Source organism: Paenibacillus sp. Marseille-Q9583 (assembly GCF_976954365.1).
Genome location: NZ_CDRJTB010000064.1, coordinates 1 through 11,477 on the forward strand (window position 1 = coordinate 1; position 11,477 = coordinate 11,477).

10 protein-coding genes and 1 pseudogene are annotated in these 11,477 nt (G+C 43.7%); all 11 read left to right on the forward strand.

The window, feature by feature from the left end; all coding sequences use genetic code 11:
* Nucleotides 1-3: 3 nt before the first annotated feature.
* The 11 genes and pseudogenes from ACWNM1_RS23720 (at nucleotide 4) to ACWNM1_RS23770 (ending at nucleotide 11,474) form a co-directional block, all read left to right on the forward strand.
* On the forward strand, nucleotides 4-1,731 hold the full coding sequence (locus tag ACWNM1_RS23720; protein WP_449602886.1) for an ABC transporter substrate-binding protein: 1,728 nt from the start codon (nucleotides 4-6) through the stop codon (nucleotides 1,729-1,731).
* Between the two features lie 55 nt (nucleotides 1,732-1,786).
* Nucleotides 1,787-2,740 (forward strand): ABC transporter permease, encoded by a 954-nt coding sequence (locus tag ACWNM1_RS23725; RefSeq protein ID WP_449602865.1) that lies wholly within the window; start codon nucleotides 1,787-1,789, stop codon nucleotides 2,738-2,740.
* Nucleotides 2,741-2,756: 16 nt separating this feature from the next.
* Nucleotides 2,757-3,680, forward strand: coding sequence for an oligopeptide ABC transporter permease (opp4C, locus tag ACWNM1_RS23730; protein ID WP_339242614.1), 924 nt, complete (start codon nucleotides 2,757-2,759; stop codon nucleotides 3,678-3,680).
* 11 nt (nucleotides 3,681-3,691) lie between these two features.
* Nucleotides 3,692-4,675, forward strand: coding sequence for an ABC transporter ATP-binding protein (locus ACWNM1_RS23735; protein WP_449602866.1), 984 nt, complete (start codon nucleotides 3,692-3,694; stop codon nucleotides 4,673-4,675).
* A complete protein-coding gene (locus tag ACWNM1_RS23740) occupies nucleotides 4,668-5,633 on the forward strand; it encodes an ABC transporter ATP-binding protein (protein ID WP_076284613.1) in 966 nt (321 codons plus the stop codon). The genes ACWNM1_RS23735 and ACWNM1_RS23740 overlap by 8 nt, the downstream gene beginning before the upstream one ends.
* Nucleotides 5,634-5,843: 210 nt before the next feature.
* The gene (locus tag ACWNM1_RS23745; protein ID WP_449602867.1) at nucleotides 5,844-6,452 is read left to right on the forward strand and encodes a 50S ribosomal protein L25; all 609 of its coding nucleotides are present in this window, start codon (nucleotides 5,844-5,846) and stop codon (nucleotides 6,450-6,452) included.
* A gap of 325 nt (nucleotides 6,453-6,777) precedes the next feature.
* On the forward strand, nucleotides 6,778-8,625 hold the full coding sequence (locus ACWNM1_RS23750) for a fibronectin type III domain-containing protein (RefSeq protein WP_449602868.1): 1,848 nt from the start codon (nucleotides 6,778-6,780) through the stop codon (nucleotides 8,623-8,625).
* Nucleotides 8,626-8,878: 253 nt separating this feature from the next.
* Nucleotides 8,879-9,269, forward strand: a pseudogene (locus ACWNM1_RS23755) (transposase); the annotation flags it as partial.
* 331 nt (nucleotides 9,270-9,600) lie between these two features.
* Nucleotides 9,601-10,146: a hypothetical protein gene (locus tag ACWNM1_RS23760; RefSeq protein WP_449602869.1), complete on the forward strand. Its 546-nt coding sequence runs from the start codon at nucleotides 9,601-9,603 to the stop codon at nucleotides 10,144-10,146.
* A gap of 18 nt (nucleotides 10,147-10,164) precedes the next feature.
* Entirely contained in the window at nucleotides 10,165-10,596 is a 432-nt protein-coding gene (locus ACWNM1_RS23765; RefSeq protein ID WP_449602870.1) for an HIT family protein, read from the forward strand.
* 233 nt (nucleotides 10,597-10,829) lie between these two features.
* The gene (locus tag ACWNM1_RS23770; protein ID WP_449602871.1) at nucleotides 10,830-11,474 is read left to right on the forward strand and encodes a YhbD family protein; all 645 of its coding nucleotides are present in this window, start codon (nucleotides 10,830-10,832) and stop codon (nucleotides 11,472-11,474) included.
* The last annotated feature ends 3 nt before the right edge of the window (nucleotides 11,475-11,477 follow it).

Here is an 11,477-nt window from a genome sequence, read left to right on the forward strand (position 1 = left end):
GTAATCACTTCATTACTGCTTACGGGTTCACTTTTACTTTCTGCTTGCGCTAACAACAGTAATAACGAATCCTCGTCTGGTAACAACGCGGCTGCAGGGTCCAATTCAACCCATGTGGAAGCAACAACTCCGGCAGAGACTGTTCATGCGGGTGCGCTAAGCGAGCCTTTTACCGCAACCGATTTGTCCAAACTTCCAGCAGTTGCAGAGAAACGTACAGACACCATTATCGTAGGGTTAACGGACCCAAGCGGAGCTTTTACTCCGTATTTTCAGCAAAGTGGTTATGATGGCAATGTATCTTCACTGCTATACGCTTCTCTCGTAACTGTAGACGATAAAGGCGTTCCAACACCGGAGCTTGCAGAGAGCTGGGATGTTTCGGATGATCAGCTTACATACACGTTCCACTTGAGAAAAGATCTAAAATTCAGCGACGGTTCACCATTGACAGCGGATGACGTGGCTTTTACTTGGACGATTCAATACGACAAATCGTATGACGGTAGCTCCCAGCTTCCATCACTAAATGTTAAAGGCGGCAAAGCCTATAAAGATGGTTCTTCTACAGCAATAGAAGGGATTAAAGTGACTGATCCACAGACGATCTCAGTGACGCTTGAGCAACCAAACGCAACAGCGCTGGTACAGCTCGGCTCGAATGTTCTGTCGAAAGCTTACTATGGCAAGGACTATAAATTTGGAGATCTTGAATACATCAAGAAGCTGCATGAGAAGCCACTTGGAGATGGACCTTACAAGCTGGAGAAATTTATTCCGGGGCAAGAAGTACGTTTTGTGGCGAATGAGAATTATTTCAAAGGTAAACCAAAAACGGAACATTTCATTTATAAAACTACGGAAGGCGATGTATGGCAGTTCGTAGAAACGGGTGAGGTAGACTACGCTTCTTTTAGTGCGACAGACGAGAATATCGAGAAGCTGAAAGCACTCGGTTTTGTGAATATTATTCCTTACACTCCAAGTACCTATGGTTATTTGCAAGTCAATCTGAAGCATGAACAGCTCAAGGATAAGCTTGTACGTCAAGCCATTGTGTACGGTCTGGATCGTCAGAGTATTTATGTAGATGCAGCGCAAGGTGCAGGCTCAATTGCCAACATCCCGGCATCCCCTATCTCTTGGTCTTACACGGAGGAAGGGATTAATCCTTACAAATATGATCCGGAAAAAGCAAAACAATTGCTGGATGAAGCAGGCTGGACAGTAGGCGCGGGTGGTATCCGTGAAAAAGATGGCAAACCGCTTACCATTCACTACCTCGGCTCTAAGAGCAAAAATACAGATATTTTTATTGCTGTAGCTAAAGAGAATTTTGAAGCACTGGGTATCGATTTCCAGCCTGAGGTATTCGCAGACTTTAACTCTCTGGTATCTAAGGTAGAAGGTGGGGATTACGACCTCGTATCCTTCTCCACTAGTATGTTGACTGATCCGGCTGACGGGTTCATGCAATTCTTCGATGGAGAAATCACGGATTATGACAATCCGAAATTCCTGGAGCTATACAATAAAGCCTTAGCTACTACTGATATTGAAGCACGCAAAGCGGTATACAAAGAGCTGTATCAGCTCTTCAATGATGAACTGCCTATTATTTTCACAAGTTACAAAAAGACTGTATACGCCTATAACGGACGTATTGAGAATCTATCGGTCAGCCCGTTCATCGGTCTTGCTGGCAGTCTGCCAACTTGGAGCCTGAAATAAATAAAACAGTGTCCCCTGCTCTGATGAGCAGGGGACAAATCATAAGGAGTCTGTCATGAGCGCTTATTTATCGAAAAGACTGTTGTACATGGTCATTATCTTATTTGCGGCATCATTATTGATCTTCTGCCTGTATGCTTCAACTCCCGGGGACTTCATAACCGGAAATATCAAATTGACTGCAGAACGTAAAGCTGAGCTGCGAGAGATTTACGGCTTAAACAAGCCGATGCTTGAGCGGTATGGAATCTGGATGAAGAATGCGCTGCATGGCGATTTCGGTTATTCCTTAGCCCAACAGAAGCCTGTGCTGCAGCTTTTTAATGATTATATGTGGAATTCCTTTCTACTGGCTGCCGTTTCCACGTTTCTGACGTGGGTGATTGCAGTTATTATTGGTGTGATTTCAGCCTATAAGCAATATTCATGGTTCGATACACTCGTGATGATCGCTATTTTCGCAGCAATGTCGCTGCCGTCATTTTTTATAGGCTTATTCCTGATCAAAATTCTGGCCGTCGATCTGAAGTGGCTCCCTCCGGGTGGAATAATCACGACAGGTAGTAATGCTACAGGTCTGGCGTATTTTAAGGAGATTGTAACGCATATGACCCTTCCGGTTGTTGTTATGACCCTCCTTGGATTGGGCTCACTCACCCGTTATTTCCGCAGTAATATGATCGATGTCTTAAAACAGGATTATATCCGCACCGCCCGTGCTAAAGGCCTAAGGGACCGTAAGGTGCTCTTTACACATGCCCTGCGAAATGCTTTATTGCCTGCGATTACCCTGGTTGGCTTCGAGCTTCCAGCACTATTCGGCGGGTCACTTATTATTGAAAAAATATTCAATTGGCCTGGGATTGGCCAGCTGTATATGCAGTCCTTTGGACTTAGGGATTATCCTTTGCTGATGGGCTTTACGATGTTTATTGCCATACTTACCGTCATAGGAACGTTGCTTTCGGATGTTTTGTACCGGATTGCCGATCCTAGAGTTCGGCTATAGAGAGGAGGAAGCTGACGTGGCAGTTCAAAGCAATGTAGCGGGGATCTCGAAACCCCAGACCACCAAAGGAAAATCCTCTTTATTCCGGCAATCCCTTCGGAGGTTGCTGAAGAACAAGCTGGCGGTATCCGGGTTTGTGGTAGTGATCTTTATGTTTGCGCTTTGTTTTCTTGGTCCTCTGTTCTCACCCTATACGGATAACAAAATTAATATGGCACTGATGAACAAGGCACCTAATATGAAGCATTGGCTTGGCACTGACGCGCTGGGCAGAGATATTTTGACCCGGGTGATGCAGGCAGGACGCATTTCACTAACAGTAGGACTGGCATCAATGGTTCTTTCGGTGTTTATCGGGGCTCTTTTGGGAGCCATAGCTGGGTATTACCGCGGAATCGCCGATCAAATCATAATGCGGATTGCGGATCTTCTATTGACGGTTCCGAGTTTGCCACTGCTCTTTATTTTTGGAGCGTTATTATCGGAGTGGAAGATTCCAACGGACTACCGGATGTATATCGTTATGCTTATGCTCAGCATTGTGAGCTGGCCAGGTATGGCGCGTATGGTACGGGGGCAAATGCTTAGTCTGCGAGAACGTGAGTTTATGCAAGCAGCTGTAGTATTAGGCCTTCGGGATCGGCGTAAATTATTTAACCATTTGCTGCCGAACATTATCCCGCTGCTGATCGTTATGGCAACGCTCAACATCGGTGGCGCTATTCTGAGTGAATCGGTTCTTAGCTTTTTTGGACTAGGTGTTATGCCGCCAACGCCAACCTGGGGCAATATGATTGACGCAGCGAATAATATGATCGACTTCAAGGATCGGCCGTGGCTGTGGATTCCGCCTGGGCTATCCATCTTCGCGACAGTAATCGCGATCAATATTTTTGGTGACGGACTCCGGGACGTACTTGATCCTAAACAGAAGAGGTAGGTGATCCTCACATGAGTGATTTAATGAATATAGACGGTCTAAGTACATACTTCTTCACGGAAGAAGGAAAAGTGAAAGCCGTTGATGATGTAAGCTTCCGTGTCCGTGAAGGAGAGACGGTCTGTATCGTCGGAGAATCGGGCTGCGGCAAAAGTGTAACTGCGATGTCCATCATGGGTCTTGTTGAAGAGCCAGGGGGCAAGGTTGCCCATGGCAAAATTGATTTTCAGGGTGAAGATTTGTTGCAAATGGACAAAAACACACTGCGAGCCATCCGTGGCAACGAGATCGCGATGATCTTCCAGGAACCCATGTCCTCTCTTAATCCTGTAATCAAGATCGGTGAACAAATTATGGAGCCGTTGATCGTGCATTTGAAGATGAATAAGAAGCAGGCGCGTATCCGGGCGATTGAACTAATAAAACAGGTAGGCATATCACGACCTGAGCAAATTGCTGATAGTTATCCACATGAATTAAGTGGAGGGATGCTGCAGCGGATTATGATCGCTATTGCTATCGCCTGCAGTCCAAAACTATTGATTGCAGATGAACCCACAACGGCGCTGGATGTAACGATTCAAGCACAAATTCTGGATATGCTTCGTGAAATTAAAGACAGCTCCGGCATGTCTATTCTATTAATCACCCATGACCTGGGTGTAGTCGCGGAGATGGCTGATTACGTGATTGTTATGTACTCCGGAAATATTGTGGAGGAGGGGGAGGTTGTTGAATTGTTCAACAATCCCAAACACCCTTATACGAAAGGGCTGCTCAAATCGAAGCCAGTTATCAATCAGCGGCAGGATGAGCTGTATTCCATACCAGGCCAAGTGCCAAATCCGCTTGAGCTGGTACCTTCTTGCTATTTTCATGACCGCTGTGAGCATTGCATGCCTGTTTGTGTCAGCCAGCAGCCCCAGCTTAAAGAAGTGGCCAGCAGACAAAAGGTAGCTTGCTGGTTGTATGAGGAGGCGGTTGTTCATGCCTGAGGCATTGCTTGAGGTCAATCATCTGAAGAAATATTTCCCTGTCACTAAGGGATTGCTTAACCGAACGGTTGGGCATGTAAAGGCTGTTGATGATATTAGCATCACGCTTCAGCCAGGGGAGACGTTTGGGCTTGTAGGAGAATCCGGGAGCGGAAAGAGTACGGTCGGACGGACGATTTTACGGCTAACGGATAAAACGGCAGGCGAGATCAAATTCAAAGGAATAGACATTCATTCTTTGTCCCCCGCTGAATTGCGAAATATCAGACCCCAAATGCAGCTAATCTTTCAAGACCCGTATAGCTCACTTAACCCTCGGGTCCGCATAGGTGATGCTATCGGAGAAGCTTTACTGGATCATGGGTTATGCTCAAAATCAGAGGTTCGTGATCGGGTACTTGAGGCGCTTGAGGCATGTGGTTTATCCTCTTATCATATTGATCGCTTTCCGCATGAATTCTCAGGAGGACAGCGACAACGGATCGGAATCGCGCGTGCGCTTGTGCTGAATCCTGAGCTAATCATTGCAGACGAGCCAGTCTCGGCCTTGGATGTGTCCATCCAAGCACAGATTATTAATTTATTCAGTAAGCTGCAGCAGAGCCGTGGGCTAACCTATTTGTTTATCTCCCATGATTTGAGTGTGGTTGAGCATTTATGTTCAAGAATTGGTGTCATGTATCTGGGATCTATGATGGAGACGGCTTCTAGAGATGAATTATTTAAGAATCCGCTCCATCCTTATACCAAGGCATTGCTATCAGCTGTTCCAATACCTATTCCTAAGCTGAAAAGGGAAAGAATTGTCCTTAAGGGGGATATTCCGAGCCCAGTGAACCCGCCTTCCGGTTGTAAATTTCATACCCGGTGTCCCTATGCACAAGAGGTTTGCAGGTCTGAAATCCCGGTATTCCGTGATGCCGGCAATAACCATTTTGTAGCTTGTCATTTAGTCTAATAGCTGTCAAAGATATAATGACGATTCGCTCCTAAGTCTTGAATAATTAATGTTGAATTGTATAATAATACAATTTGACCTTATTTTTGCCTGAGCACAAAAAGTCTTAAAGGGTTTCGAAGCCAGGTTAATGGGGTAATAGAGAGTGGTTAGGTTAGACGTACATATCTAATCGGTCTAGTATAAAATCCCTACTTAGGAGGAATCATCGTGAATACAACAGTACGTTTGACAGAAAGATCCGGCTCGACTTCTTCACAGCGCAGAAAAGGCTTTGTACCGGTAGTCGTGTACGGTGCAGGTTCAGATAGCCAGTCCTTTACAGCGGATGCTAAGACAATTATCGGGATTTTGGCTAATAACCCTCGGGCAGTATTAACCTTGGAATTACCAGACTCGGGTAAAAAGAACGTTGTCATCCAAGAAATCCAGCGCCAGCCAGTATCCAAACAACTGCTGCATATTGATTTTCAACAAATTGATATGAAGGCTAAATTGGATACAAAAGTGGCATTTCACTTTACAGGTGATCCAGTAGGTGTGAAGAGTGGCGGCGTGCAGCAAATTGAATTGCATGAGCTGGATATTCGCACACTTCCAGATAAATTAACGGCATCCTTTGAGGTGGATATCAGTGGACTAGATATTGGTGACCAATTGCTGGTATCTGATCTGCCGAAGCATGAAGGCTGGGAAGTATTGACGCCTGAGGACACTTTAATTGTCCGGATCGCACCTCCAGCAGCTCAAGAGCCAACCGATGAAGATGCTGCTGAACCAGCTGCAGTTGAAGCTTCTGGTGAAGATAAAGTAGAATAGAATAGTGTGATTAAATCATAAGAGCAGATAGAATCCTTCCCAAGGAGCTGTCTGCTCTTTTTGTTTTGTCTTCGTGAACACGAACTAATAAAATAATTGCGGTCTTTCGTATAGTTTCTAAAATGGGCTTTATGGTTGTTTCGCCTCATTTAGTTAAAATTTTACAGAAAACCGTTGACGAATAGACCCCAAAGGCTGAAAATGAGGACAATTACCATGGTAAAGAATTCAAAAGTTCCTGTTGTCGCTGTTTGAAAACGCTTTAGTTATTATGCTTCAAAGAACTCTCATTGCCCAGTTCATCATGAATATGAGGAGGAAAGTTATGAAGATGAGGAAGCTGTTTTCGATCTTAATGACAAGTCTGCTGGTTATTGGAGTAGCTCTACCTATGGGTGGAAAAGTGAGTGCAGATGCTGCAAGTGACGCTTCAAATCGTGCTTTAATCTGGTTGAAGGCCCAGCAGGATGCAACAGCGGGGTATGCTTTTGAGGGATTGGTAGATAGCTTTGAGGATTTCTGGGGTCCAAACAACCCCAAACAGATTGTATACACGTATGATCAAGCTGTTGCAGCCATTGCCTTTATTGTAAAAGGTGAGCGGACACGGGCAGAGCAGGTGTTGAACAAAATGCGGGACATTCAGGACCCTTCGGGCTTCTGGCTGAACTCTTATTGGTATAACAATGGCTACGGAGAAGAAATTCGTAAACATGTGGGGCCGGTTGTATGGATGGCAATGGCAGCTATGGCTTATGAAAAGCAATATAATGACACGCGATATCGTCCGATGGCGCTCAAAGCACTCGATTGGAGCTTACAGTATAAAAAAGCAAATGGCAGTATCGCAGGAGGATGGAGTGCTTGGAGTAACTCTGATGAGCCTTGGAGCTCTACCGAGCACAATATCGATATTTACCGGGTGCTGCAGTATTATGCTTCGGTGGATTCCTCAAAGGCTGCCACATACAATAGCGCAGCTACTGGAGTCAAAACCTTCCTGGATAATTACGTGTGGGATGACAGTGTCAAACGCTTCAAGGGAGGCTGGAAAAACGATACGAATCTGATCGACCCTAAAATTCCATTGGACGTGAATCCATGGGGAGTACTGGCTTTAGGAGTATCCGGAACGCATAACTATGGAGCAAGCTTAACTTATGTGGAAAATGCCTCCGGCACCCCGGGGACCCTTGCAAATCCGCGTTACAAGCAGACGCTTACTTACAATGATGCTGGGAATACGCTGACCGGATATGATTTTGACTGGACGGATGAAGTTTTACCCGCATATGACGATAACGGGAATCAAATCGGTAATACGGGTGCTGATGTATGGTTTGAAGGAAGCGCATTTATGTCGCTCGCCTACTTTATGCAAGGCAATGTATCCAAAGCGGATGCCATTAACACTGAAATTATTAAAAAGCAAGGCACAAGCGGCGCTTCGCTTGGGGGAATCCCGTACTCACTGAAAGGGACCAGCAACAGCTATTGGGTGATGGCACAGCAAAACTGCGTGTCCAGCACGGGTTGGTTAATTCTATCCCTGCATCGATTTAACCCATTCACCGGGCAATTCTTGACGGGTGGTGGTAATACTGGAGACACGACAGCACCTACTGCACCTGCTAATCTGACAGTAACCAGCAAGACGGACACAGCAGTTAACCTGAGCTGGTCTGCTTCAACAGATAATGTTGGCGTTACAGGATATCTCGTTTATCGCGGAACACAGCAGGTAGCCTCGGTGGCGGGAACTACAGCAACTGTTAGTGGACTTACTCCGAGCACAGCCTATACGTTTACAGTAAAAGCTACGGATGCAGCGGGTAATCTATCATCCGCCAGTAATGCCGCAACGGTTAGTACTAATCCATCTGGAGGCAGCGGAGGCGGTGATCATGTGACGGCTGACTTTACAGCAGGCGTAACGAGACTTTCTTCAACAGAAGCGAGCATTTATATTACACCTGTGACCAGTGCTCTTTATGTAGATGTGCATTATAAGGTTAACGGGGGATCACAGCTTAATTACCGGATGACCAACAGCTCAGGGACATGGAAGCAGACAGTAAGTGGGTTAAGTGCTGGCAGCAGTATTGAGTACTGGTTCACTTATGAGAAATCAGGTCCACAATATGATTCAGCGCATTATACCTATGTGCAGTAAGGTTAATGAAAGACTTAAACGATAAAATAGATTTGTAGATAGAGCAAGTGAAATAAAGAAGGCTGTCCCAGATGCCATAGTATTGGCTTGGGAGGGCTTTCTTTTCTTTGTTTTAGGCTATGTTAAATCACATTGTTGATATTTATGTTTTACGAACGTTTGTTCTGTAATTAAGATGACACTAGTGGCAAGCGAGAGCTCATTCACTTTTTTACAGTCCAGAACCAAGGGAATGTCAGCTCCTATACGTGCGATTGATGAAATCCAGGAGCAAAAGCATAAACATGGGCTTGTCTGCCCCCATTGCAACAATTGTTGTGCTGTTCCATTTGGTAAATACATTGTTAAAACACGCGCTAGAGAAGTTAAACGGCAAAGGTACCATTGTAAATTCTGCCGTCAAACATTCAACGACTTGACGAATACTCCTCTTCAGCGAACACGAAGACATCATATTTGGGCTCGGTTTATCGAATTCATGATTGAGGGTTATTCACTATAGACAATGTGCCAAGGAACTGTATGGTGAGGTAACCCATGTGACCTTGTTTTATTGGAGACATAAAATTCTTGCTGTTCTGAAGCAGATTCCAACGGGATCATTCCAAGGTATCGTCGAAATGGACGAGACTTATTTCATGTATCCTTTCGTATTTGCGTAAGGACTGAATGCTCTCCATGAATCGGTGTAAACACGTTTGAGCAAGAAATATGAGAACACAGCATCGAACAAGAAACAGATGGTGGTTAGCTCTTGCCTGTTCTCTGTGACGGGCACGAACACCAAACTTCGTTGTTAAGCATTTTCTCATTAAACTAAGAGGGGGTTAGTGCAACAAATTTACTTTTACAACGTATATATAGTGCTTCCATATTTAGGGATATTAAAGAGATTAAGAGGAATGTAACTGAAGTATATCTACGAACTACTAAGGTTTTCCATTATTATTAATTCAAATAATTAGAGGTGATTTCATGAATAAATCTGGATTTATATTTTTTATTGCTGCAATTATATTTTTAATATCAGGATGTCAAAAGGCTGGTTCCAACGATGAATTAGCTAAAGCGCAGGTGCAGGTTAGTGCATTAGGATCATCATTTAGTATTCCTACATTGGATGGATATGAAGTTAGTTATGTACAACATAAATTCCCTCCAAAGGACAAACAAGGTAACTTTATTGGAGACAATCAAGAAGTTTTAGTCACATATACTAAAAACAAAGGGAAACTGGAGAAGTTAACAAAGGAACAAAAAGCGTCCGATGAAAGAAAAATCATCTACGGACCTTATCAAGGAGAAACACTCATTGAAATAACCTATAGCAATACTCAAATTGATTTGAACGATGCTGATATTATTGATATTAGCGGCAATCAGGCGCAAAAAATAAAAAAAAGTGATTATACGTTTTTAGCATTCAATGCTTCAAAAGGTTCAATCACTTTAAAGTTCAACAGTTTGGATGAGGATACAATTCTAAGCATTGCTCAACAAGTAGTAAATGAAAATAAATAGGATGGAGTGCTGCTGTACATGGAATGCTTAGGATGTAGAATCGCTAACGGTATTGAACCTGACTTGAATATTGTTTATGAAAATGAATTTATTACTTGTGTGCTTGATATTGCTCCTTTTAATGAAGGACATACTCTAATCCTCCCCAAAAAGCATTACTGTGATGTCGAAGAGATGGAGTCAGAGACTGCTTATGCTATCATGGATGCTTCGAAAAAACTTTCAATTGCTTTGAAGAGCTTGTTTAAACCTGACGGTATAAGAATTTGTCAAGATGGAGGGAAGTTTAACGACCTTACCCATTACCATATGCATATCATTCCGAGGTACGAAGGTGATGGATTTATCTGGGGTGAACCATTACACCCACATGGTGCTGAAAAACGATTAATCCAAACCAAAAAAAAGATTCTGAAGACATTAAGTGAGGAAAAGAGAAGGAGTCGATAAAGACTCCTTCTCTTTTTGTCATAAATTAATATGCCTAGCTTAAACCAAAGAATACAGTGCGGGTAAAAGAGTGAAGATCCTCCTCTAGACGGAGGTTCACTTTTTTCTTGTGTCGTAAAATCTTGGAGGGAAACTTTAATGTAATGATTTGTTTCAGTAGGAGATTTAAGGGGGAGTGTTTTATTTACAACGTAACAGTGTTATGTTACGATGTTTTCGAGGAGTGATCGCATATGGAAGATGATTTGATTTCGAAGAAGCAACTGCTGGATTTAACCGGTATTTCATATGGGCAATTGTATCGCTGGAAAAGGAAGCAGTTAATCCCCGAGGAATGGTTTATCCGCAAATCTACCTTTACTGGACAAGAGACTTTTTTTCCTAAAGAGATGATCTTGTCGCGAATTCACAACATTGTGAATATGAAAGATGGACTTTCTTTGGATGAAATGGCTGATAAGCTATCGGATAAGGCATCCTTTGAGAAGGTGAGTGTAACTGCTAAGGAAATTATGGAACGTAACATTGTTTCGACAACAACACTGAGGAAGTTTGGAGAAAGTCTCGGTGATGAAAGTAAATATACTTTTGAGGAGCTCGTTCATTTATTCGCCGTAGACCGCCTGCTTAGTGCTGGGGAAATGAGTATGGAGGAGGCGGAGCTTCTGTTTCGCACTTTGCAGGTGAATGTTTCAAGGCTCGAGAGTGGAAGCTGGGAGTTGTTTTTTGTCCGGAAAATGGGGGTGTCATCCTTCATTCTTGCACAAGCGCCCGCGGAGTTATGGTTTGATGAAGGGGTTAGATTAGTCAGTAAAATGACATATGCAGATTTGATCGAACAATTGAAAGGTAAGCTTGCCTACAAGCTTGTTGAATAGGAG

Excerpts from the sequence above, each read along its gene's own strand:
- ACWNM1_RS23725 (WP_449602865.1), top strand. The coding sequence starts at position 1,787 with ATGAGCGCTTATTTATCGAAAAGACTGTTGTACATGGTCATTATCTTA.
- ACWNM1_RS23735 (WP_449602866.1), top strand. The coding sequence starts at position 3,692 with ATGAGTGATTTAATGAATATAGACGGTCTAAGTACATACTTCTTCACG.
- ACWNM1_RS23740 (WP_076284613.1), top strand. The coding sequence starts at position 4,668 with ATGCCTGAGGCATTGCTTGAGGTCAATCATCTGAAGAAATATTTCCCT.
- ACWNM1_RS23750 (WP_449602868.1), top strand. The coding sequence starts at position 6,778 with ATGAAGATGAGGAAGCTGTTTTCGATCTTAATGACAAGTCTGCTGGTT.
- ACWNM1_RS23760 (WP_449602869.1), top strand. The coding sequence starts at position 9,601 with ATGAATAAATCTGGATTTATATTTTTTATTGCTGCAATTATATTTTTA.
- ACWNM1_RS23765 (WP_449602870.1), top strand. The coding sequence starts at position 10,165 with ATGGAATGCTTAGGATGTAGAATCGCTAACGGTATTGAACCTGACTTG.
- ACWNM1_RS23770 (WP_449602871.1), top strand. The coding sequence starts at position 10,830 with ATGGAAGATGATTTGATTTCGAAGAAGCAACTGCTGGATTTAACCGGT.